The 24,094-nt window shown below is 69.0% G+C and carries 16 protein-coding genes and 1 tRNA gene; 9 read left to right on the top strand and 8 right to left on the bottom strand.

The genetic code is table 11. From position 1 onward, the window contains the following. Positions 1-8: 8 nt before the first annotated feature. From JAV51_RS09585 to JAV51_RS09575, 3 genes are read right to left on the bottom strand one after another with little or no spacing between them, the layout of a single operon-like run. The gene (locus JAV51_RS09585; protein WP_197320321.1) at positions 9-857 is read right to left on the bottom strand and encodes a sugar ABC transporter permease; all 849 of its coding nucleotides are present in this window, start codon (positions 855-857) and stop codon (positions 9-11) included. Then, the gene (locus JAV51_RS09580; RefSeq protein WP_197320320.1) at positions 854-1,846 is read right to left on the bottom strand and encodes a carbohydrate ABC transporter permease; all 993 of its coding nucleotides are present in this window, start codon (positions 1,844-1,846) and stop codon (positions 854-856) included. Before JAV51_RS09580 ends, JAV51_RS09585 begins: the two co-directional genes overlap by 4 nt. Further along, a complete protein-coding gene (locus JAV51_RS09575) occupies positions 1,843-3,138 on the bottom strand; it encodes an extracellular solute-binding protein (RefSeq protein ID WP_197320319.1) in 1,296 nt (431 codons plus the stop codon). Before JAV51_RS09575 ends, JAV51_RS09580 begins: the two co-directional genes overlap by 4 nt. A gap of 351 nt (positions 3,139-3,489) precedes the next feature. Here JAV51_RS09575 and JAV51_RS09570 point away from each other — a divergent pair, with 351 nt between their 5' ends. Further along, the gene (locus JAV51_RS09570) at positions 3,490-5,046 is read left to right on the top strand and encodes a sodium:alanine symporter family protein (RefSeq protein WP_197320318.1); all 1,557 of its coding nucleotides are present in this window, start codon (positions 3,490-3,492) and stop codon (positions 5,044-5,046) included. A gap of 451 nt (positions 5,047-5,497) precedes the next feature. Here the strand turns inward: JAV51_RS09570 and JAV51_RS09565 are convergent. Both JAV51_RS09565 and JAV51_RS09560 read right to left on the bottom strand, forming a co-directional pair. After that, positions 5,498-5,571: transfer RNA gene (locus JAV51_RS09565), tRNA-Arg, on the bottom strand. Positions 5,572-6,115: 544 nt separating this feature from the next. Next, positions 6,116-6,616 carry a peptidase inhibitor family I36 protein gene (locus JAV51_RS09560; protein WP_197320317.1) on the bottom strand — a complete coding sequence of 167 codons (501 nt, stop codon included), beginning with the start codon at positions 6,614-6,616 and terminating at the stop codon, positions 6,116-6,118. A 384-nt stretch (positions 6,617-7,000) separates the two neighbouring features. On the opposite strand from JAV51_RS09560, the gene JAV51_RS09555 reads away from it, so the two are divergent. The 6 genes from JAV51_RS09555 to JAV51_RS09530 all read left to right on the top strand — a co-directional run bounded on the left by JAV51_RS09555 (position 7,001) and on the right by JAV51_RS09530 (position 19,263). Further along, complete coding sequence (locus tag JAV51_RS09555; protein WP_197320487.1) at positions 7,001-8,968, top strand: cytochrome c oxidase assembly protein; 1,968 nt, start codon at positions 7,001-7,003, stop codon at positions 8,966-8,968. A gap of 80 nt (positions 8,969-9,048) precedes the next feature. After that, positions 9,049-10,725, top strand: a complete 1,677-nt coding sequence (gene ettA, locus JAV51_RS09550; RefSeq protein ID WP_197320316.1) for an energy-dependent translational throttle protein EttA — start codon at positions 9,049-9,051, stop codon at positions 10,723-10,725. Between the two features lie 105 nt (positions 10,726-10,830). Beyond that, the gene (locus tag JAV51_RS09545; protein WP_197320315.1) at positions 10,831-13,077 is read left to right on the top strand and encodes a hypothetical protein; all 2,247 of its coding nucleotides are present in this window, start codon (positions 10,831-10,833) and stop codon (positions 13,075-13,077) included. Positions 13,078-13,175: 98 nt separating this feature from the next. After that, on the top strand, positions 13,176-18,158 hold the full coding sequence (locus JAV51_RS09540) for an NAD-glutamate dehydrogenase (RefSeq protein ID WP_197320314.1): 4,983 nt from the start codon (positions 13,176-13,178) through the stop codon (positions 18,156-18,158). Between the two features lie 68 nt (positions 18,159-18,226). Then, complete coding sequence (locus JAV51_RS09535) at positions 18,227-18,631, top strand: thioesterase family protein (RefSeq protein ID WP_197320486.1); 405 nt, start codon at positions 18,227-18,229, stop codon at positions 18,629-18,631. Continuing rightward, the gene (locus tag JAV51_RS09530) at positions 18,628-19,263 is read left to right on the top strand and encodes a hypothetical protein (RefSeq protein ID WP_197320313.1); all 636 of its coding nucleotides are present in this window, start codon (positions 18,628-18,630) and stop codon (positions 19,261-19,263) included. The genes JAV51_RS09535 and JAV51_RS09530 overlap by 4 nt, the downstream gene beginning before the upstream one ends. A gap of 7 nt (positions 19,264-19,270) precedes the next feature. Here the strand turns inward: JAV51_RS09530 and JAV51_RS09525 are convergent, their stop codons facing one another. Beyond that, a complete protein-coding gene (locus tag JAV51_RS09525; RefSeq protein WP_197320312.1) occupies positions 19,271-19,933 on the bottom strand; it encodes a DUF305 domain-containing protein in 663 nt (220 codons plus the stop codon). Positions 19,934-20,083: 150 nt separating this feature from the next. On the opposite strand from JAV51_RS09525, the gene JAV51_RS09520 reads away from it, so the two are divergent. Further along, the gene (locus JAV51_RS09520) at positions 20,084-21,493 is read left to right on the top strand and encodes an LVIVD repeat-containing protein (RefSeq protein WP_197320311.1); all 1,410 of its coding nucleotides are present in this window, start codon (positions 20,084-20,086) and stop codon (positions 21,491-21,493) included. 84 nt (positions 21,494-21,577) lie between these two features. Here the strand turns inward: JAV51_RS09520 and JAV51_RS09515 are convergent, their stop codons facing one another. Both JAV51_RS09515 and JAV51_RS09510 read right to left on the bottom strand, forming a co-directional pair. Continuing rightward, positions 21,578-21,982, bottom strand: coding sequence for a globin (locus JAV51_RS09515; RefSeq protein WP_197320310.1), 405 nt, complete (start codon positions 21,980-21,982; stop codon positions 21,578-21,580). 28 nt (positions 21,983-22,010) lie between these two features. After that, positions 22,011-23,027, bottom strand: coding sequence for a mechanosensitive ion channel family protein (locus JAV51_RS09510; protein WP_197320309.1), 1,017 nt, complete (start codon positions 23,025-23,027; stop codon positions 22,011-22,013). 186 nt (positions 23,028-23,213) lie between these two features. Here JAV51_RS09510 and JAV51_RS09505 point away from each other — a divergent pair, with 186 nt between their 5' ends. Next, positions 23,214-23,936 carry an HNH endonuclease gene (locus JAV51_RS09505; RefSeq protein ID WP_197320308.1) on the top strand — a complete coding sequence of 241 codons (723 nt, stop codon included), beginning with the start codon at positions 23,214-23,216 and terminating at the stop codon, positions 23,934-23,936. The last annotated feature ends 158 nt before the right edge of the window (positions 23,937-24,094 follow it).

The following is a 24,094-nucleotide window of genomic DNA, read 5'->3' as shown; positions in this document are numbered from 1 at the left end:
AGTTCCTTTCAGCTCTTGACGCCGCCCGCCGTGAGTCCGGCGACCAGATGACGTTGGACGAGGAAGAACACGATGGCCGACGGCACCAGGACCACGACGGAGCCGGCCGTGAGCAGCCCCCACTCGGCCTTGAAGTCGCTGACGAACGTCGCCATCCCCACCGGGAGCGTGTAGTGCGCCTCGCTCTGCATGAAGACTCCCGCGAAGGCCACCTCGCCCCACGCGGTGATGAAGGAGTAGAACACCGTCACCGCGATCCCCGGCTTGGCCAAGGGCACGATGAGCCGCCAGAACGTGCCGAACGGGCTGAGCCCGTCGACCCGGCCGGCTTCGTCGATCGACACGGGGATCGTGTCGAAGTAGCCCTTGAGCATCCACGCGCAGTACGGCACGGCCACCGTGGACGACGCGAGGACGAGACCACCGTAGGAGTCGAGCAGCCCCAGCTCCGACAGCACGTTGTACAGCGGCACGATCAACACGGCGGCCGGGAACATCTGCGTGACGAGGAACGACCACATCAGCGGACGTTTGCCCGGGAACCGCATGCGGGAGGCCGCGTACCCGGCCGTGGCCGCGATGAGCACTGCGAACACGGTGGTCGCCGACGCCACGATCAACGAATTCGCGAACCACGTGAGGAACTGCGTCTGCCCGAACACCTGGACGTAGTTGTCCAGACCGAGCTTCCCGAGCTCGTCGGGCCGCGTCCAGGTGCCGCGGTCGGTCTTGAGCGATGTCAACACCACCCACGCCACCGGGAACACCGCGACGACACTCGCGAGTACCAGCGTCGTGTGCAGGGCCGTCGACGACAGCAGGCTGCGCTGGTCCCTGCGGCGCACCTTCTCGGTCATGACAGCACCTCACTCGACTGCCGGTCGAGCCAGCGGCGGTAGAAGAACGCGAACACCACGAGCATCGACGCGATCAGCGCGCCGTACGTCGCCGCACCCGCGTAGTCGCGAACTCCTTGGAACGCGCGTTCGTAAGCCTCGGTGACCAGGATGTTCGTCGCACCGCCCGGTCCGCCACCCGTGAGCATCGCGATGACGGCGAACTGGTTGAACGTCCAGATCGTGCCGAGCAGGATCACCGTCCCGGACACGGGTCGCAGGCCCGGCAGCGTCACGGCACGGAACCGCTGCCACGGTGTCGCACCGTCCACTTCGGCCGCCTCGTACAGGTCCTTCGGCACCGTCTGCAGCCCGCCGAGCAGCGCCACCATCATGAACGGCACGCCCAGCCAGACGTTGACGAGGATGACCGCGACCTTGGCGGCCGTCGGGTCGCCGAGCCAGTCCACGCTCGCGAAACCCAGCGCGTTCAACACCGAGTTGAGCACCCCGCCCTCGGTGTTGAGGATGAGTCGCCACGCGAACGCCGCCACGAACGGGGGCACCGCCCACGGCAGGATCAGCAGCATCCGATACACCGACCGGCCCTTCAGCGCCCGGTTCAGCAGTAGGGCCAACCCGAGACCGAGCGAGTAGTGCAGCACCACGCACGTGACCGTCCACACCAGCGTCCAGGCGAAGCGCGAGTAGAACGCCCCTTCGGCGCCGGAGAGCACGTCGATGTAGTTGGCCAACCCGACGAACTCGTACGTGGCCTCGATCTCGTTGACGCCGATCGTGCGCGCGCTGTTCATCTCGTTCGCGTCGGTCAGGGACAGGTAGACGCCCTGCACCAACGGGTAGAAGACGAGCACCGCCAGGACCACCACGACCGGGGCCACCATCGCCCACGCGTACCAATGCCTGCTCGCGGAATCGCGCAACCGCCCGCGGGGCGGCACCGGCGTGGGTGCCGCCCCGGCGGGGGGACGAACGGCCGTCGTCGTCATGACTCGAAGCCCGGCACCGCGCCCTTGGCCTTGCGCTGCGCCTGCGCGAGTCCTTCGTCGACGGTGGCCTGGCCGCCGAGAATCTGCTCGTAGAACGGGCTGAACAGGTCGTACAGCGTGCCCGCGCCCGGTGCGGCCGGCCGCGGCTTGGCCAGCTCGATCGGTTCCTGGAACGCGGCGAGGATCTCGTTCTCCGCGACCTCGGGCTCCTCGTACACGGACGCCCGGGTGGGCAGCGTGGTGTTCCGGCTCGCCACGAACGCCTGGTTCTCGGGTCGGTTCATGAACTCCACGAACAAGTACGAGGCCGCGAGGTCGGGCGACCCGGCGTAGATCGTGTAGTTGTGGCCGCCCACCGGACCGCCATGGCCCTTCGGGCCGGCCGGAACCGGCGCGATGCCGAGGTTGTCGGCGTCCTCGAAGGCCTCCCCGGACAGCGCGTCGGACACCGACCACGGCCCGTTGATGATCATGCTGACGGAGCCCTTCTTGAACCCGTCCTGCATGTTGGTGTACTTGTTCGCGCTCGTGTCGGTGGTGCCGACGCCGTCCGCGGTGAGGTCCTCGACGGTCTCGATCGCGGCCTTCACCTCGGGGCTGTCGATGGTGATGCGTTCACCCTCGACGTCGACGTAGTCGCCGCCCTCGCCGTAGACGAAGGGCAGCAGGTAGTAGGAGTCGGCGTTGAGGAAGATGCCCGTCGTGCCGGGCACCTTCTTCTCCAACAGCTCGGCGGCCTCGCGCAGCTCGTCCCACGTGGCGGGCGGCTCGTCGATGCCGGCCTTGGCGAAGTGCTCCTTGTTGTAGAGCAGCGCGAGGGTGTCGGTGACCTGCGGGATGCCGTAGGTCTTGCCCTCGTAGACGTTGCTCTCCATCGGCACCGGCAGGTAGTCGTCGGCGCCGTCGAGTGCGGGCGTGCCGTCGAGCGGCTGGAGGTAGCCCAGCGCGGCGAACGTCGCCGTCCAGCCGACGTCGGAGCGCATGACGTCCGGCGCGCCGTCACCATTCTGCGCGGCGGTCTTGAATTTGTCGTCAGCGCCGTCGAAGGGCACCGAGACGTAGTCGACCTCGATGTTCGGGTACTCCTCCTCGAACTTCTCGGCCAGCTCCTTGTAGGCGGGCGCCTCGGTGGTGGCGTCGGAGGTGTCCCAGAAGGTGACGGTGCCCGTCACGGACTGCGGGTCGTTGGCCGCCTGCTCCGCGGCGTTGCTCTGGTCGTTGGCGGACTCGCCGCACGCGGTCACCGTCAGGGCGGTCACCGCGGCGAGCGCCAGCACTCTGCTGCGTGTCATGGCTCTCCTCGCTGAGAACGGGGTGCGCATGAAGGTAACCGCGGTTTCTGCAAGCAGCAAGAATCTTTCTGTAACTTTCAGGACTCATGCTGCAAGTCGCTGGAGGCGGGTCGGTTCCCGTGGCCGTGACGCCGACGAAAGAAGGGGACTTGTCGACATGCTCGAACCGGGTGCGGGGACGCCGGACCGAGTGTCGTTCCGCTTACCAATTCCCTTGTGACACAACGGCTGTGCCACACAACACGGTTGTCGAGCCGTCGCCGTCGCCGGTCGAGCAGGTGGCATCTCGGCCGGCCCCGCATCGAGACAGGGGGCTGTGCCGAGCTCGGATGTGTGCTTCGATCGGGCGGCATGTCACCACGCGGAATGGGCTTTCTTGCCGCCGAGGAAACGGGCACGGCCGGTGTCGAAGCCGCGATCAACGACGTGTTCGGGCCGATATCGGAGGTCGCGAACAGCATCGTGTTCGCCACGATCCCGGTGTTCGGCGCCGAGTTGCCCTGGATCGTCCTGTGGCTGGTGGTCGCCGCGGTGGTCTTCACCCTGTACTTCCGCTTCGTCCAGATTCGCCGGCTGCGATTGGCGTTCGAGGTCGTGCGGGGTGACCACACCGACAGCCGTGATCCGGGCGAGGTGAGTCATTTCCGGGCGCTCACGGCCGCCTTGTCCGGGACGGTGGGGCTCGGGAACATCGCGGGTGTCGCGGTCGCGGTGACGATCGGTGGGCCCGGCGCGACGTTCTGGATGATTCTCTGCGGCTTCCTCGGCATGGCGACGAAGTTCGTCGAGTGCACGCTCGGGGTGAAGTACCGGGAGGTGCACGAGGACGGGACCGTCTCCGGTGGTCCGATGCACTACCTGCGCCGTGGTCTGGTCGACCGTTTCGGCCGACGTGGTGTGCTCCCCGGCAAGGTGCTGGCCGTCGCCGCGGCCGTGCTCATCCTGCTGTTCGGCATCGCGGGCGGCAACATGTTCCAGGCCAATCAGACCTTCGCCCAGTTGCAGTCGGTGACGGGTGGCGAGGACGGACTGCTCGGTGGCGGCGGCGCGGCGCTGGTCGTCGGTGGCGGCATGGCGGGCCTGGTCGCACTGGTGATCATGGGTGGCATCAAGTCGATCTCGACGGTGACCGCCCGGCTCGTGCCGTTCATGGCCGTCGTCTACGTGGCCGGATGTCTTACCGTCCTGGCCGTCAACGTCACGCACATTCCCGCTGCGATCGGCGAGATCTTCTCCGGCGCGTTCGCGCCCGAGGGCGTGGCCGGTGGTGTGATCGGGGCGTTGATCGTCGGTTTCCAGCGCGCGCTGTTCTCCAACGAGGCGGGCATCGGCTCGGCCTCGATCGCCCACTCCGCCGTGAAGACGCGCCATCCCGCCACCGAAGGGCTCGTGGCGCTGCTCGAACCGTTCATCGACACCGTCGTCATCTGCACCATGACCGCACTGACCATCGTCATCGCGAGCACGCCGAGCTGGGAGAGCGCACGCGAGGCGGTGTCGTCGGGAGCGGCCGCGCCCGAGGGTGTCGTGCTGACCTCCGACGCGTTCGCGACGGTGCTGCCGTGGTTCCCGTTCGTGCTCGCGGTCGCGGTGACGCTCTTCGCGTTCTCCACGGTGCTGAGCTGGGCCTACTACGGCCAGAAGGCGTGGCAGTACCTGTTCGGTCGCGGCCGGGTGCGTGACATCGTGTTCAAGGTCGTCGTCTGCTTCTTCGTGGTGCTGGGCGCGGTGATGACGCTCGACGCGGTGGTGAGCTTCATGGACGCGATGATGTTCGTGCTCGCGTTCATCAACATCATCGGCCTCTACCTGCTTGCCCCGGTGGTGAAGCGAGAGCTCGCGTCCTTCACCAGCGCGGTGGCCGCCCGCCGTACCAGCGACCGCGCGGAGGTCGAGCCGGTGGACTGACACGGAGACTCCGGGATGCGGCGGAGCGATCCGAGTCAGGTGACGACGTAGCTCGGTCGTTCTCCGAATCGTCGCCCCGCCGCTCCCCACCGTCTTCGGGCAATTCGATTCCGCTCTCCAATGGATCTTCCGGCGCGTTCTCGGCGTGCAGGGGATCACCTCGTTCGAGGAGTCGGGCTCTCCTTCCGGAAACTCATCGGGTGGCCGAGTCAGAGCAGAATCTCTGCGAAGAGAATCACCCATGAGCGTGGCAGCAAGTGCGTGATAGGGCACACAAGGAAGTCATCCGGAGTCGAGTCCGGTGCTCTGGAGTCGTCGGTATGGCCCAGCCGAAGTGCCGACGTGGCCACGAAGACGGTCCCGTACGTGATCTCTTATGGACGGTTGTGCACTCCACGCCGCGTCAAGCGGCAGCTTCGCTGTTCGAGGTCGACGTCGACCCACGGCGTTGCGCCCCCGGCAGGATTCGAACCTGCGACCTAGAGATTAGAAGGCTCTTGCTCTATCCAGCTGAGCTACGGAGGCTTGTGGCGACCGCTGCGGTCACGGCACGTCACCCCAGCTTAGTCACCACTGCCCGGTTGATCGTTCGGCACTGGAGATTCGTTTCACCCCTCACCCGGTCCGGTGACCGAATCTTCGCCCACGGTTAGCGTAATCGTGACCCGCGCCGATGAAACGCTCGCTGGGTTACGAACCCGTTCCGCTATGTGACTGAAACTGGCGGTTCAGTGCGACGCTCGGCGGCGCGGGTCCGAGCCGATGAGCGCGTCACCGAACGAGCCAACCCGTCCGTTGAGTCCGACCCACCCGAGCCCGCGCACCCGAGTTCGTGCACTCGCGCTCAACTCGCCGCCCGAGCCCGGCCCGACGAAGCCGTGAGGCGCCCTGCGCGGCGGCGGCTCGTCGGGCCGGGCGGGTGTCCCGGTGACGTCAGGTGGCGGTCGGACGTCCCGGGAACGGGGCCGCGCGTCGGGGCGAGTTCGCGGCCCCCGAGCGCGCGACGTCGGCACACGGGTTCCCCAGCCGTGGTGACGTCGCGACTCGGACCGGAGGGCGAGCGGGGTGGCTAGTTCCAGATCTGCACCGCGCGCACCACGTAGGGACTTCGCGGGACGAACGTCTCCGGGCCGGGATAGGTGCTGAAATCCCCTTCGGTCGAACACGCCGCGTCCTGATAGACGGTCACGTGACGGTCGATGCGGTTGGTGAAGGACCTCGCCGACATCCCGTCGGGCAGTGGTGCGCACTCGTCCGGGTTGGTGTTGCGCAGGTCGAGCCGTACGACGGTTCCGCTGTAGTCGGCCTCCGGCCACAGGCAGAACTCTCCGGTCTCGCACACGTCCGCGGCAGCGCTGCGCACGGCGGACTCCGTGCCGCTGGGCTCGGCCATCGGCTCCGCGGCGGCGACGCCGGGCAGCATCGCGAGCGCCAGCCCCGGCACCACCGCGAGCGCCAGCCCCGGCACCACCGCGAGCGCGCGGCGGCGGTCGCGCGTGCGGCCGGAGGTTCGGGCAGGCGCGGCGGTGTCGTGGTGGGCGGACTGGCGGCCAGAGCCGGTGTGCTTCATGAGATCCCCCTCGTCGTCGTCCCGGTTCGGGCCGGGTCGTGATCGGTGTGATCTCAGAGTGGCCGTTCAAGGGAGAGGCGGCGAGGGGGAAGGACGCGGCCTGTGGACAAGTGCCCGAGAGTGCCACGGACGGGTGAGAGTTGTCCCCAGCGGCCGAAGGGGGAGGACGGGCATCCGGAAAGGTGGTATCGGAGCAGTCCGGGCGAGCCGTCCCACATCCGCCGCCCACCGCCGACGGACCCCGACCGAGCTGCGCATACCCTCGTAGGCGTGTCCGCGGAAGTCGAACCCGACGCACCCGACAACACGTCCGAGCGTGCGGGCCATGGTGGGAACACCCCGAGCGTTCCGAACCCGGAGGGGCCGCGACGTCGCCGCGCCGCGATGGGGCCGCTCCTGCTGGTGGGCAGCCTCCTCGCCGTCGTGGTGGCGGTCGCCATCGTCGTGCTCACCGGGGGGCTCAGCTACGGGGTCGCCGGTCTGACCGACCCCGGCGACGTGACCCGATACGGGATCATGGTCGTGCGTGTGGGTGCCGACCTCGCCGCGGCCGTGTGTGTCGGTTCGCTGCTGTTGGCGGCGTTCCTCGTCCCACCGCAGAAGTCCGGGATGCTCGACGTCGACGGCTATGCGGCGCTGCGCACGGCGGGCACGGCGGCCTGGTTCTGGTTCGGCTTCGCGATCGCCTCGGTCTTCTTCACGGCGGCCGACGGTGCGGGCAAGCCGGTCACCGAGGTGTTCGACCCCGTCGTGCTGTTGAACTACGTCGAGGCCATCGAGCAGCCGAAGGGCTGGCTGATCACCGCGGGTGTGGCGTTGCTGCTCGCGCTCGGTGCCCGACTCGTGCTGTCGTGGGGCTGGACCGTGGTGCTCTTCGCGGGCTCGCTCGGCGGTTTGCTGCCGATCGCCGCGACGGGTCATTCCGCGAGCGGCGGCTCGCACGACGTGGCCACCAACAGCCTGTTGTTCCACCTGGTCGGCGCATCGTTGTGGGTGGGTGGGCTCATCGCCTTGCTCGCTCACGCCCGGCGGCGCGGTGACCATCTGCCCCTTGCCGCCGCGCGCTTCTCCACGCTCGCGCTCGTGGCGTGGCTCGTGCTGGGTGTCTCCGGCGTGGTGAACGCGCTGGTGCGGGTGGCTCCGGACCAGTTGTTCGACACCGACTACGGACTCGTGGTGCTGGCCAAGGTCGTCGCCCTCGCGGTGCTCGGCGTGTTCGGCCACCAGCACCGCAAGCGCAGCGTCCGGGAACTCGCCGACGGCGCGGGTGGCGGCACGCTGGTGCGGCTGGCGGCCGTCGAGGTGCTGGTCATGTTCGTGACCTTCGGGTTGGCGACCGCGCTGTCGAGGACACCACCGCCGCGCGAGATCGCGGCCCAGCCGTCGACGACCGAGCTGCTCATCGGCTACGACCTCGACCACGCGCTCACGGCGTCGGGCGTGCTGACGGAGTGGCGGTTCGACCTGATCTACGGCACGGCGGCGATCGTGCTCGCCGCGGTGTATCTCGCGGGGGTGCGGAGGCTACGCCGCCGGGGCGACTCCTGGCCGGTGGGACGAACCGTGGCGTGGCTGGTCGGCTGCGCGGTGCTGCTCCTCGCCACGTCGTCGGGCCTCGGCCGGTACTCCCCGGCGATGTTCAGCATCCACATGATCACGCACATGACGCTGAACATGCTGGTGCCGATCCTGCTGGTGCTCGGCGGACCCGTGACGCTGGCACTGCGGGCGTTGCCCCCGGCGGGCCGCAACCGGCCGCCCGGGCCGCGCGAGTGGATCCTGGCGCTGGTGCACTCACCCGTCGCGAGAGCGCTCACCAATCCGATCGTGGCGTTGGTGCTCTTCGTCGGGTCGTTCTACGTCCTCTACTACTCGGGGCTGTTCGACGTCGCGTTGCAGCACCACTGGGCGCACGTGGCCATGAACGCGCACTTCCTGCTCGTGGGGTACACGTTCTTCTGGCCGATCATCGGGATCGACCCGGCGCCTCGGGCGTTGCCACCGCTGGGCAAGCTCGGGCTGTTGATGGCGTCGGTGCCGTTCCACGCGTTCTTCGGCGTGATCCTGATGAACATGCAGACGGTGATCGGGGAGGGCTTCTACCGGGCGCTGGACCTGCCGTGGGTCGACGGTCTGCTGGCCGACCAGCGGGTCGGGGGTGGCATCGCATGGGCGTCCGGGGAGCTGCCCGTCCTCATCGTCATGATCGCGTTGCTCGTGCAGTGGACCCGCAGCGACGAGCGGGAGGCGAAGCGCCAGGACCGCAGGGAGGACGCGAGTGGTGACGCGGACCTCGCGGCCTACAACGCCATGCTGAAGCAACTGGCCGAACGAGGCGGTTCGCGCGACTGACGGGCACGCCCGTGGCACGGTGGGTGACCCAGCGGTGACCGGGGTGAGGGTGTCGGCGGCGTCGCTCTACGATCGGGGGTATGGCCGAGTTCATCTACACCATGAAGAAGGTGCGCAAGACCGTCGGGGACAAGGTCATCCTCGACGACGTGAGCACCGCGTTCTACCCCGGCGCCAAGATCGGCGTGGTGGGGCCGAACGGTGCGGGCAAGTCCACCGTTCTGAAGATCATGGCTGGGCTCGACCAACCGAGCAACGGCGAGGCGTTCCTCCAGCCGGGCGCGACCGTGGGCATTCTCCAGCAGGAGCCGCCGCTCAACGAGGAGAAGACGGTGCGCGGCAACGTCGAGGAGGGCCTCGGCGACATCAAGGTGAAGCTCGACCGGTTCAACGAGATCGCCGAACTCCTCGCGACCGACTACAGCGACGAGCTGATGGAGGAGATGGGCAAGCTGCAGGAGGAGCTGGACCACGCCGACGCGTGGGAGCTCGACTCGCAGCTCGAGCAGGCGATGGACGCCCTGCGCTGCCCGCCGGGCGACGAGCCGGTGACCCATCTCTCCGGTGGTGAGCGACGTCGAGTCGCGCTGTGCAAGCTGCTGCTCTCGAAGCCGGACCTGCTGCTGCTCGACGAGCCCACCAACCACCTGGACGCCGAGAGCGTGCTCTGGCTGGAGCAGTTCCTCGCGACCTACCCCGGTGCGGTGCTGGCGGTCACCCACGACCGGTACTTCCTCGACAACGTCGCCCAGTGGATCATGGAACTCGACCGAGGGCGGGTCGAGGGCTACGAGGGCAACTACTCCACCTACCTGGAGAAGAAGCGCGAGCGCTTGGAGGTCCAGGGCAAGAAGGACGCCAAGCTGGCCAAGCGGCTGTCGAAGGAACTGGAGTGGGTCCGCTCGAACGCCAAGGCCCGCCAGACCAAGTCGCGGTCGCGTCTGGAGCGCTACGAGCAGATGGCCGCGGAGGCCGAGAAGACGCGCAAGCTCGACTTCGAGGAGATCCAGATTCCGCCGGGTCCGCGGCTCGGCAGTGTCGTGGTGGAGGTGGAGAACCTCCGCAAGGGCTTCGACGACCGCGTGCTGATCGACGACCTGTCGTTCACGCTCCCGCGCAACGGCATCGTCGGTGTCATCGGTCCGAACGGTGTCGGTAAGACGACGCTGTTCAAGACGATCGTGGGGCTGGAGGAGCCGGACGCGGGCACCGTGAAGATCGGTGAGACCGTCAAGCTGTCCTATGTGGACCAGAACCGCGCCGGTATCGACCCGAAGAAGACGGTGTGGGAAGTGGTGTCCGACGGGCTGGACTACATCCACGTCGGGCAGACCGAGATGCCGTCGCGGGCGTACGTCAGCGCGTTCGGCTTCAAGGGCCCGGACCAGCAGAAGCCCGCGGGCGTGCTCTCCGGCGGTGAGCGCAACCGGTTGAACCTCGCGCTGACCCTCAAGCAGGGCGGGAACCTGATCCTGCTCGACGAGCCGACCAACGACCTCGACGTCGAAACGCTCGGTTCGCTGGAGAACGCGTTGGAGCAGTTCCCCGGCTGCGCCGTGGTGATCTCGCACGACAGGTGGTTCCTCGACCGCGTCGCGACCCATATTCTCGCCTGGGAAGGGACCGAGGAGAACCCGGCGAAGTGGTTCTGGTTCGAGGGCAACTTCGAGGGCTACGAGAAGAACAAGGTCGAGCGGCTCGGTGCCGAGGCGGCTCGGCCACACCGGGTGACTCATCGGAAACTGACCCGCGACTGACGTCGCGGCGTGACGGAAGGGGAGGCGGGGCGGCCGCGCCCCGCCCCTCCGCGTCGCGCTTCGACCGAGTCCGAGCCCCGGAGCCGACAGTTGAGGACAGACCCAGTGGCGACCACTGAGCAGACAGGCGACAGCGCGGCGAGAGGCCGGAGAACGTCGACGACCCACGGCGGGGGCTCGGTCGAACGACTCGTGGAGCAGGCTTCGGCACTGCAGACCCGGTCGCCCGAGCTGGCGCTCATTCTCGGTGAGCGGGCCGCCGCGTTGGCGGAGGCCTCCGGGAACAACGAATTGTGGGTCAAGGCGGAGAGTCTCGCCGTGCACGCGAAGGTCCGTCTGGGCCATCGGGCGTCGACGGTCGGCCGCGCCGTGACGGCGTTGCGGGCGGCCGAGGACGCCGGACATCCGGTGATCGCCGCGCAGTTGCGGACCGATCTCGCGGTGTGCGCGCGGTCCGTGGGCGCTCCGTTGACCGGCTTGGCGGCGCTCCGGCCGGTGCTCACCGTGAATGGGTTGTCGTCGATCCAACGTGCGGCCGCGTTGTGTCATCTCGTGGGGTGCCTCGGCACGTTCGGCCGCAAGGCCGAGTTGGACCGCGTCCTGATGGAGGGCGACCGGCTCATTTCCCGCGACCAGTCGTTGTCGGAGGACGAGCGGTTGCTCGCGAGGGCGTCGTTGCGGGTCGGGGTGTCGGCCCACCGGCGGCGACACGGCGACCTGGTGAGTGCTGCGGACGCGGCCCGGACGGGCCTCGGTTTCCTGGAGGAGCTGAGCGACCCGGGGGTGGACGGCGGTCTCGCCAGGGTCCGGTTGGTGCTCGAACTGGTTTGTGTCCTGCTGGACCGTGGCGACGCCGACCTGGCTTTGGAAGTCGCCGAACCGCTGTTGAACGCACCCGAACGTGCTGCCGCGGTCGCGCCGACGGCCTGGTTGCGCCTGGCCGTGGCGACCCGGGTGCACCTGATCAACGGCTCGGCCGAGACGGCGGCCCGCACGTTGCGGGAGGCCGTGCACACCGCGAGCAGGCACGGGCTGTACGCGCTCACTGCTCGACTCTGGCTGGAGCTGGCGCACGTCGAGGAGCGCATCGGCGAGGCGAGCGAGGCCATTCAGTGTCTCTACCGCGCGCGGTCCGCCGAGCACGCGCACACGCGGGTGAGCAGTCAGGCCCGGGCGTTGTTGACCGGCGCGTTCGGCGCGGGGGAACAGGCACCCGTGGACCTCGCCGAGATGGTGGCCGCGGCGGCGCAGGCCGCGTCGGCGGCTGCGTCCGACGCGCCGCCTCCTCCTGCCCAGCGCACGTCGTCCCCGGGGACGGACTCGGCGACGTCGGGCGAGCGACGTTCCGGAGGCAGGCGCAGGGCGGACGAGCGGCCCGGTTCCTCGCGGCCGAGAGTGGTCCTGCCGATGCTGCGACTGGCGCCCGCGGCGGTCGACCAGGCCGAGGAGACGCCCGAGACCGGCCGACGCGGACGGACCTCCGCCCTCAACGGTCGGGCGAGTGCGGCGGAGGCCGCCGAACGGTCCGCGACCCAGACGCACGACGGCGTGCCGACGACCCCGGCGCCGAGGGCGAGTTCGGAGGACGACGTCTCGGCCACCGAGGTCACGGCCATCACCCCGATCATCACCGACAGCACGCCGTCGCCCGAGCCACGGCGACGACGGCGCAAGCCGGACGACGAGGAGACGCCGTCGAGCGGTCGCAAGACCCGGCACGACGCCGAGCACGGCTCCGTCGCCGCTCGGTCGGTGCTCGACCGGCTCGGGATCTCGCCGAAGGGCGGCGGACGGCGGCGTGCCGCCGACGACGCCAGACCCGCCGACCGGTCGGCGGGCGACTCCACCACCGACGGGGCCACCACGGAGACCACCGCGACGTCGGTGCCGCAGTCCTCCCCGGAGCCCACGACCGACGAGCCCGAGCGCGTGTCGGACTCTCCCTCCGACGGAGCGGGCTGGCTGCCTCGCCTGAAGTTGCCGCCCTCGCTGGCGCCCGTGCGCGACGAACCGGAGACGACGGAGTTCTCGGCGGTGCCGAGCACGCCGGACGAGACGAGCACGTCCGATGCCGGTGACGACGTGAACGCAACGACCGTGACCACGGAGTCGACGAGCGGGTCGAAGGACTCGGCGCAGGACACGTCGGCTGAGGAGTCCTTCACCGGCACGCCGCCTCTCTACGGGGTGCCGACCGACGACCCGCCGCCGGACGCGGGGCTCGCCGAACTGCTCGCGCGGGCGTTGGCCGAGCACCAGGCGGGCACGGCGAGTGCCGCGGCGTTGGTCAAGCAGCTCAAGATGGAGGACGATGAGCCGCGGGTCAACGGCAGGCATCGCGGCGACGGCTGAGTGACCACAGGGGGCATGGCGATCGCTCTTCGGTGTCGTGGGACAGTAGCGTCGAGAGGCGTGACGTTGGGGTCTAGCCAGGACAGTGGAGAGTTGGGTTGTCTGACATACACTCGACCGGAACATCCATCCACCCCGGCACGGAGGGCGTGAACACCGAGCCGCCCGGCCGTCCTCGCAGCCCGGAGCAGATCCGCGACGAACTCGTCGAGGCCGCTGCGGCGCAGGCACCGGACATCGCCGAACTCGTACGGTTGTACTACCGGCTCGTGCCCGCCGAGGAGATTCTGGGTGACGATCCGACCGATCTGGTCGGTGCGGTCAGGTCACATGTCGAACTCGCTGCGCAGCGCGTGCCCGGAAGGCCGGCGGTGCGGTTGTTCAACCCGAACGCCGCCCACGACGGCTGGGCGCGGGAGGCCACGGTGGTGCAGGTCGTCACCGACGACATGCCCTATCTGGTGGACTCCGTGGCCGCGCAGTTGTCGCGTAGCGGGGTGCAGGTGCAGCGCATCGTCCACCCCATCGTGGTCGTGACCAGGGACGTCACGGGAGCGCTGCAGGAGGTGCACCCGAAGGCCGACGTCGCCGACCCGCCGCCCGGGGCGTCCGCCGAGTCGTGGATGTACCTGGAGATCGATCCGATCGGTGATCCGGAGCGCGCGAGGGACCTCGACAACAAGCTGGTCTCGGTGCTCAGCGACGTCCGCGAGGTCGTCGAGGACACCGACAAGATGACCCAGGCCGCGCTCGACATCGCGCGGGCGCTGGAGGAGAACCCGCCGCCGCTGCCGTCCGAGGAGGTCGCCGAGGGGGCGGCGTTGCTGCGGTGGTTGGCGGCCAACCACTTCACGTTCCTGGGCTACCGGCACTACGAGGTGGTGCCCGACTCGCAGAGCGGTGACGAGCCCGCGCTGCGGGCGGTGCTCGCGTCGGGCCTCGGTGTGCTTCGGCAGGACAGCTTCGCCTCGCGAAGCCTCACCCAGGGGCCCGACACGGCGGCGCGCGTGCTCTCGCCGACCTTGCTGGTGCTCACGCACGCGAGTTCTCCGTCCACTGTGCACCGTCCGATTTATCCGTACTACGTGGGCGTCAAGACATTCGACGAGCAGGGGAAGGTGACCGGGGAACACCGTTTCCTCGGCATGTTCACCTCGTCGGCGCTGCACGAGGACGTCCTCGACATCCCCGTCGTGAACCGGCGCGTGCGTGAGGTCATCCATCGCGCGGGCTTCCCCATGGAGTCGCACTCCGGGCAGCGGATGCTGGACGTGCTGCAGAACTGGCCATTGGCCGACCTGCTCTCGGCCGACGCGGACTCGCTCTACGCCACGGCCACGGGGGCGATCACGCTTGCCGACCGCCGGAGGCTGCGGCTGTTCCTCCGCAAGGACCCGTACGGACGCTTTTACTCGTGCCTGGTGTTCCTGCCCCGTGACCGGTACACCACGTGGTCGCGGCTGGCCATGCAGCAGGTGCTGCTGGACGAGCTCGACGGGACGTCGTTGGAGTACAGCACGCGGCTCGGCGAGACGCTGCTCGCGCAGATCCACTTCACCGTCTACACCGACCCGGAGTCGGTCGGCGAGCCCGACACGCTCCGCATCCAGGAGCGGCTGAACGAGGCCGTGCGCACGTGGGACGACTCGCTGGTCGAGGCGATCCTCGCCGAGCGGCGGTTGCGCGCGGGCGACGGCAAGGCCGTCACGTTGGCGGGCGAGGAGTCGGCCACCGAACAGGCGCAGCGCTACGCCTCCGCGTTCCCCGAGGCGTACAAGGAGGACTTCGACGCCGAGACGGCGCTGGCCGACCTGCGCAAGCTCGAAGCGCTGGACGCCGACGACGCCATCGACATGGCGTACTACCTGCCGGTGGACGCGGCGCCGGGGGAGCGGCGGTTCAAGCTTTACCTGCGGGAGGGCGTCACGCTGTCCACGCTGCTGCCGATGCTGCAGCGGATGGGCGTCGAGGTGGTGGACCAGCGGCCGTACGAGGTGCAGACCCAGGACGGTCACCGCTGCTGGATCTACGACTTCGGCATGCGGATCGAGCCCGGCGTGCTGGCCCGGCTCGGCGACGGGGCCGAGGACGACCTGCGCGTGCGGTTCCAGGAGGCGTTCGCCGCGGCGTGGCACGGGCTCGCGGAGACCGACGGCTTCAGCGCACTGGTGTTGAAGGCGGGCCTGACGTGGCGGCAGGCCGCGGTGCTGCGGGCGTACTCGCGGTACCTGCGGCAGGCGGGTTCGCAGTACTCGCAGGGCTACATCGAGTCGGCCGTGCTCGCGCACACCGACGTCGCCAAGGCCCTGGTGCGGTTGTTCGAGCTGCGCTTCGCCCCCGACCGCGACGACAGCCACCGCATCGAGGACGTCGACGCCCAGGTCAACGAGATCAACGCGATGATCGACGAGGTCACCAGCCTCGACACCGACCGCATCCTGCGACGGCTGCTGTCGGTGATCACGGCGACGTTGCGGACCAACTACTGGGTCACCGACGAGTCCGGTGAGCCTCGTCCCTACCTGGCGTTCAAGCTCGACCCGCAGCGCATCCCCGACCTGCCCGAGCCTCGCCCGGCGTACGAGATCTTCGTGTACTCGCCCCGGGTCGAGGGTGTGCACCTGCGGTTCGGTTCGGTGGCGCGTGGCGGGCTGCGGTGGTCCGACCGCCACGAGGACTACCGCACGGAGATCCTCGGCCTGGTCAAGGCGCAGGCGGTCAAGAACTCCGTCATCGTGCCGGTGGGCGCCAAGGGTGGCTTCGTCGTGAAGAAGCCGCCGAAGGCGACCGGTGACCCCGGCATCGACCGGGAGAACCACCAGCGCGAGGGCGTGGCGTGCTACCGCATGTTCATCTCCGGTCTGCTGGAGCTGACCGACAACCTCGTCGACGGTGTGACGGTGCCCGCGAAGAACGTCGTGCGGCACGACGGTGACGACAACTACCTCGTCGTGGCCGCCGACAAGGGCACGGCGACGTTCTCCGACATCGCCAACGAGGTGGCCGCGAGCTACGGGTTCTGGCTCGGCGACGCCTTCGCCTCGGGCGGTTCCCGCGGCTACGACCACAAGGCGATGGGCATCACCGCCCGCGGTGCGTGGGAGAGCGTCAAGCGCCACTTCCGTGAGCTGGGCAAGGACACCCAGAGCGAGGACTTCACGGTCGTCGGCATCGGCGACATGGGTGGTGACGTCTTCGGCAACGGGATGCTCCTGTCGGAGCACATCCGGCTGGTCGCCGCGTTCAATCACCTGCACGTGTTCCTCGACCCCAACCCGGACGCCGCGACGTCGTACCGGGAACGCAAGCGGCTGTTCGAGCTGCCGCGGTCGTCGTGGGACGACTACGACCGGTCGCTGCTCAGCGAGGGCGGCGGCATCTACCCGAGGTCGGCGAAGACCATTCCGATCAGCCCGCAGGTGCGGGAAGCGCTCGGACTCCCCGACGACGTGACGTCGATGGCTCCGGCCGAGCTGATCCGGTCGATCCTGCTCGCGCCGGTGGACCTGCTCTGGAACGGCGGTATCGGCACCTACGTCAAGGCGGAGACCGAGACCCACGCCGACGCGGGCGACAAGGCCAACGACGCCGTGCGCGTCAACGGTGGTCAGCTCCGCGTCAAGGTCGTGGGCGAGGGCGGCAACCTCGGCTTCACCCAGCGGGGTCGGATCGAGTTCGCCCGCAACGGCGGCAAGATCAACACCGACGCGCTCGACAACTCCGCGGGCGTCGACTGCTCCGACCACGAGGTCAACATCAAGGTGCTGCTCGACCAGCTCGTGGCGAAGGGGGAGCTGAAGGCCGACGAGCGCAACAGGCTGCTGGAGGACATGACCGACGAGGTCGGTGCGCTCGTGCTCGCCGACAACTACCGGCAGAACGCCGTGCTGGGCGTCAGCCGGGCCCACGCCGGGCCGATGACCTCGGTGCACCGCCGATTGGTGGCGGCCCTGGAGGAGAAGGGCGCGCTGGATCGGGAACTGGAGGCTCTGCCGAGCGAGGCCGAGTTCGCCGCCAGGGAGAAGTCGGGCGAGGGGCTCAGCTCGCCCGAGCTGGCCACGCTGCTCGCCCACGTCAAGCTGGATCTGAAAGACGAGATCCTCGACAGCGACCTCCCGGACGCGGACGTCTTCGCCCGCAGGTTGCCGGAGTACTTCCCGACCCCGCTGCGCCGCGACTTCGCCGCCGAGATCGCCAAGCACCCGCTGAGTCGGCAGATCACCACGACGATGCTGGTCAACGAGGTCGTCGACGGTGCGGGCGTGTCGTACGCGTTCCGCCTGGCCGAGGAACTGAACGCCACGGGCACGGACGCTGTGCGGGCCTTCGCCGTGGTCACCGGCGTGTACGACCTGCACTCGCTGTGGGCGGGCATCGACGCGCTCGACAACGTGGTGCCCACCGAGGTCGCCGACACGATGGTGCTGGAGAGTCGTCGGCTGCTCGACCGCGCGGCGCGGTGGTTCCTCACCAACCGGCCGCAGCCGCTCGCGGTCGGCGCGGAGATCAGCCGGTTCGCCGAGCCGATCGCGGCGCTCGCCCCGGCGTTGGGCGAGCTGCTGCGCGGGCAGGAGGCCGAGGCGTTCCAGCGGGAGACCGAGTCGCTGGTGTCGCAGGGCGTCCCCGCCGAGCTCGCCAGGCGTGTGGCGTTGCTGCTCACCAGTTACTCGCTGCTCGACATCGTCGACGTGGCGGAGCTGGCCGAACGCGAGGTCGGACTCACCGCCGAACGCAGTCCGATCGAGACAGCGGAGCTGTACTACGCGTTGTCCGACCACCTGGGCATGGACCGCATGCTCACCTCGGTCAACGCGTTGGAACGCGGCAACCGGTGGCACGCCCTGGCCCGCCTCGCCCTGCGCGATGATCTGTATTCGTCGTTGCGCGCGCTCACGCTGGACGCCCTGCGCCACAGCGACCCGGGCGACAGCGCGGACGAGAAGATCGCGAAGTGGGAGCAGGTGAACTCGTCGGCGCTGGCCCGCGCGCGGGTCACGCTCGACCAGATCGAGGCGTCCGGCAGGCTCGACCTGGCGACCCTGTCGGTGGCGGTGCGCCAGATCCGCGGCACGGTGCGCTGAGGACGGACGACGTGACGACACGAGAGGCGACCCGGTACGTCGTGCGGGTTCGGCCGCGCTGGTCGGACATGGACGCGTTCGGGCACGTCAACCACGCGCGGTTGGTGACGTTGCTGGAGGAGGCTCGGGTGCCGCTGTTGTTCGGCGACACCGGGGCCTCCGAGAGCAGCACGGGCGGCATCGCCCAGTTCGCCAAGGGCATCGTCGTGGTGCGGCTGCACGTCGACTACCGGGCGCCGATCGTGGTCGACGGCGGGGAGATCCGCGTGGAGATCGCACTCGCCGACCTGAAGTACGCTTCCTTCACCCTCGACTACCGGGTGCGGACGGGGCCGTCCGAGGAGGACCCGGTGGCCGCCACGGCCACCACCGTGCTTGCTCCCTACGACCTCGAACGAGGGAGACCGCGTCGGCTCACCGAGAGCGAGCGCGACTTTCTGGCCACACACGTACCGAGTGGAGGACGGGCGTGACGACACTGCGTATCCCCGACGTCGCCGACCGGGAGAGTCTGGGAGCGTTCGTGGCCAGGGCGGTGCGGCTCGACGCCGCGTGCGCCGTGCGGCTGCGGCAGCGGGACGAGCGCGTCGTGGAGGCGTGGGCGACCACCCCGTTCGAGGTGCTCGCCACGCGGGCCGTCGTGGGCGAGGTGACTCCGTCCGACGTCACCGTGTCCGGCAACGAACTCCTGGCGGCGTTGACGGTCGCCCGGGGCGAGGTGATGGACCCCGGTCCGCCGCGCGACCTGTTGTGGCGGTCGGAGCTGCCGTCGGGGACGCGGTGGCGTTCCGTCGACTCGCTGCCGGTCGGTGTCGTCAGCGACCTGGCCGAGCGGGGAGTGGAACTCGCGCGGGAGAACGTCGGCCCGCACGGGACCCCACCCGCGTCGTTGATGGATCAGACCGTGTTGACGGTGTCCGGCGACGAGGACGAGGTCAAGGTCCCCATGCGGTGCCTGTTCGCGCTGTCCGGAATGGGGTTCGTCGACTCGTCCCTCGACGAGGACGTGGTGCGGGTGTCGGCGACGGACGCGTGGTTCCGGCTCGACGCCCGCTACGGCGCCGTGCTGCGGCGTCGACACGCGCTGCTGCCGTTGCTGCTGTGAGCGCGGTTCACGGCATGATGTCGCGCAGGTGCTCGATCTCCGCGGTCTGGGTGGTCACGACCTCCTGGGCCATCGCGAGTGCCTGGGGCTCGATCCCGCGCGGCAGGTAGTCCTCGGCCATGGTCAGCGCGCCCTCGTGGTGCGTGATCATGAGTTCGCAGAAGAGCCGGTCGAACTCCGTTCCCGACGCGGCGCGGAGTGCGTCGAGTTGTTCGTCCGTGGCCATTCCCGGCATGTGGGCGTGATCGTGGCCGTGCTCGTTGTGCCCTTTTTCATGGTCACGCTCGTGGTCGGGGACCCGGTCCTCGTACCGGTCGAGCCACGACTCCATCATCGAGATCTCGCCCTCCTGGGCGTCGGCGATTCGGCCCGCGAGGGTCTTCAGGCGTGAGCTCTCGGCTCGGTCGGCGACCAGGTCCGTCATCACGATCGCCTGCTCGTGGTGGGGGATCATCATGCGCATGTACTCGACGTCGGCGGCGGAAACCCGCACGTCACCGGCTTGTTCGGCTGCGCGGTCGGCGGGGAGGACGTCGGCTTGTTCCCCGGGGCCCCGAGGAACGATCACGTCCGGTGGTGCCTGCTCGGACGACTCGGACGCGGGTTCGGCAGTGCAACCGGTGACGAGCAACAGGAAAGCGGCCACGCCGGCCGACAGAGCACCTCGCATGGCTGCCAAGCCAACCGGCCTCACACCTCTCGCGTCAAGTGATCACCCTGAGTCGCATGCGGGTCGTCCGATTGCCCGCTACCGCCGAGTGGGTGGTTCTGACCACAATGACTCGATTGATCACCCACCCCATGGGGGGAAGGAGAAGTCGTGACCACAACGCGCAGACGCGGACTACGCGCCGGAGCGCTGATCGCGGCCGGAGCGCTGGCGGTCGCGGGCCTCGGCGCGCCTGCCTCCGCGCAGCAGGACGACATCCCGGACGTCGACGAGGTGGTGCACAGTCGCAACATCGACCACATCGCGCACCTCGACAAGGAAGGCCCGTTCGCGAGCCTGGAGGCGTTCAACACCGACATCGCGTTCACCCGCGGACACGCCATCGTCGGCAACTACGACGGCTTCACCGTCTACGACGTCAGGAAACCGAGGAAGCCCCGCGTCGTCAGCCAGGTGTACTGCCCGGGCGGGCAGAACGACGTGTCGGTGTCGGGCGACCTGCTGTTCCTGTCCACCGACTACGCCCGCACGAACGACTCGTGCACGAGCGAACCGTCGTCGGCGGCGGACCCGAACGCGTGGGAGGGCGTGAAGGTCTTCGACATCAGCGACCTGTCGAAGCCCGAGTACGTGGCGTCCGTGCGCACCGACTGCGGCTCGCACACGCACACGATGGTGCCCGCTCCCGAGCGGAACTCGGTGTTGCTGTACGTGTCGTCGTACTCGCCCGCGCCGGAGCTGCCGAACTGCCAGCCTCCGCACGACAAGATCTCGATCGTCGAGGTTCCGGTCGACCACCCGGAGGACGCCGAGCTCGTCGCCACGCCCGTGCTGTTCCCGGACGGCGGCAACCCCGGTGGTGGCTACTCGCGGGAGACCACGGGCTGCCACGACCTGACCGCCTACCCGGAGAAGGACCTCCTGGCGGGCGCCTGCATGGGTGACGGCATCCTCGTCGACATCAGCGACCGCATGAACCCGCGGGTGATCGACCGGGTGCAGGACGAGGAGAATTTCGCGTTCTGGCACAGCGCCACCTTCAACAACGCGGGCACGAAGGTCGTGTTCACCGACGAACTCGGTGGTGGCGGGATGGCGACCTGCAACGCCGAGATCGGCGCCGAGCGCGGCGCCAACGGGATCTACGACCTCAAGGGCAAGGGCGACCGAGCCCACCTGGAGTTCGTGAGCTACTACAAGATCCCGCGTCACCAGGGCGAGACCGAGAACTGCGTCGCGCACAACGGCTCGCTGATCCCGGTCGAGGGCCGCGACATCATGGTGCAGGCCTGGTACCAGGGCGGTGTGTCGGTGTGGGAGTTCACGGACTCGACGCAGCCGAAGGAGATCGCCTTCTTCGAGCGTGGCCCGTTGTCGGAGACCGAGAACATCACCGGTGGATCGTGGTCGGCGTACTACTACAACGGCTACATCTACTCGGCCGACATCCAGAAGGGCTTCGACGTGCTGGACATCCGTGACCCGCGGACCGCTCCGGCGAAGTCGGTGAAGTTCGACGAGTTCAACCCGCAGACCCAGCCCTCCTACGGCCGTCGCTGAGACGGGTCGAGGGCCGGAGACGACGACGGGCGCCGGTGACCACCGCTGACGGTGGGCCGGCGCCCGTTCGTGTGTGGGCGATTCCTACTCGAAGCTGTTCATCATCGAGTTGGCCGCCATCTCCAGGTAGCTCCAGAGCTGCGAGCGGTAGGGCTCTGCGATGTCGGCCTCGGACACGGCGATCCGCATCGCGCGCAGCCAGGCGTCGCGTTCGATCGGGCCGATCTTGAACGGCATGTGGCGCATGCGCAGTCGCGGGTGGCCTCGCCGGTCGGAATAGGTGTGCGGACCGCCCCAGTACTGCACGAGGAAGAGCCGGAGGCGTTCCTCGGCGGGGCCGAGGTCCTCCTCCGGGTACATCGGCTTGAGGATCTCGTCCTTGGCGACCTCGGCGTAGAACCGCCCGACGAGCTTGCGGAACGTCTCCTCGCCGCCCACCGCCTCGTAGAACGACTGCGGTTGCGGTGCCGAGGGCTGCGCACTGCTCACGTCTGTCACGTCTCCATTCTGCCGGGTCTCAGTCCTGGGCGGCCTCTCCGTCACGGCCGCGTACCGTGCCGAAGAGCCGTCCGAGCGGCGGGTCGAAGCCTTCCCGCTCCAGTGCACGCATGATCTCGCCCCGCAGAGCACGCTGCACCGCCCACTGGCGGCCGGGCCGGACCTTCGTCGTGATGCGGAACTGGATGGCTTCCGGCGTCACGTTCTCGACGCCCAGGAGCTGTGGGGCTTCCAGGACGTCGGGGCGGATCGACTCCAGGTTCACCGCTTCCTTGGTGACGTCCTCCAGGACGCTGGTGGCCTTGGTGACGTCCGTTTCGTAACCGAGCGGGATGTCCACGACCGCGACGGCGTAGCCCTGGCTGAAGTTGCCGACCCGCAGCACCTCGCCGTTGCGCACGTACCAGACGGTGCCGTTCAGGTCGCGCAGCGTCGTGATGCGCAGACCCACGGACTCCACGGTGCCGACGGCCTCGCCGACGTCCACGACGTCGCCGACCCCGTACTGGTCCTCCAGCATCATGAAGATGCCGGACAGGAAGTCGCGCACGAGGTTCTGCGCGCCGAAACCGATGGCGACACCCACGATGCCCGCCGAGGCGAGGATCGGGGCGAGATTGATGCCCAGCTCTCCGAGGATCAGCACGAACGCCAGCCCGAACACGACGAAGCTGGTCATCGACTTCAGCACCGAACCGATGGTCTGCGCGCGTTGCCGTCGGCGTTCGAGCGCGACCGGGCCGAGAACCTCGGGTGCGACTCGTTCCTTCAGCGGACGCAGCAACGCGGGGACCTTGCTCTCCGAGTCGAGTCCCTGGTCGTCGGCAGGGGGGCGGGTGAGGCGGTCGATCACCTTCCGCACGAGGAAGCGGACGAGGAACGCACCGAGCAGGATCAGCACGATGCGCAGCGGCCGGGCCACGAGCCAGTCGGCGGAGGCCGCGAGCCATTCGTTGCCGGTGATGCGGTACACCTGCGCGCACCAGCTTCCGACTTCGTCGGTGCACGCCGGCGGCTCGCTGAGGAACTCTTCCACTGCGGTGGGCACTCCTTGTCGGCGTGACCTGGATTACATCCGGTTCACGCGGGTCACGGATCGGGGGTCGATTCAGGCGAATCGGTTCGTCCGCCACGGTACTCAGACGGGTCCGGTGCCCAAACGCGCGTGCGTTGAAGGGGTGAAGTGTGGTCGACTGAGGGCTGCACAGGTGGAGGTGGTCGCGTGCCAGACCGACAACCCAGCCCTCACGGCGTCAGAACCCGGCAGCCCGCCGGGTCGGCGCCCGAGCCGTTCGCGCCCTGCGTACCGGGCGTCGTCGTGCCGTCGGCGGCGGGTCCGCCCCCGCGGACCGGCCGGATCACCCGATCCCACCATCGACGATCGCGAGATCCCGGTGGGAGTTCCGGGCCGACGCCGACGTCCCCCGGGTTGGGGAAGCGGCGGGTTCTGTTGCTCAACGCCACGTTCGAGCCGCTCACCGCGTTACCGCTGCGCCGAGCGATCGTGCTGCTCGTCTGCGGCAAGGCGGAGATCGTCCACGAGGACCCCGCGGGGACCCTGCTTCACTCCGCCACGGCGACCGTGGAGGTGCCGTCGGTGATCAGGCTCAGCCGTTACGTGCGGGTACCTTACCGGGCGCAGGTCCCCCTGACGCGCGCAGGTCTGATGCACCGGGATCACTTCCGGTGCGCCTACTGCGGCGGGAGGGCCGAGACGATCGACCACGTGGTGCCGCGCAGTCGGGGCGGCGGGCACACGTGGGAGAACTGCGTGGCGTGCTGCGCGAAGTGCAACCACCGCAAGGCGGACAAGATGTTGTCCGAACTCGGGTGGCGGCTGCGGACCGTGCCGAGGGAACCGCGCGGCCCGCACTGGCGACTTCTCGCACACGCGAAGGAGGCCGACCCGCTCTGGCAGCGCTACCTGGGCGCTCCGGCTGCCTGAACCGTTCTCGGCGTCGCTCAGCGGGTGACGCGGGTGCCGCAGGTCACCCGGGTGCCTCGCGTGACCCGAGTGCCTCGGGTGACGCGGGTGCCTCGGGTGACGCGGGTTCCCGCGGTGACCCTCGTGCCGCGCGTGAGCCACGTACCTGCCGTGACGCG

The organism is Saccharomonospora sp. NB11 (assembly GCF_015910535.1).
Classification (GTDB): domain Bacteria; phylum Actinomycetota; class Actinomycetes; order Mycobacteriales; family Pseudonocardiaceae; genus Saccharomonospora.
Note: the sequence above shows the minus strand (reverse complement) of the source record. Positions and strands in the feature narration are given on the sequence as shown.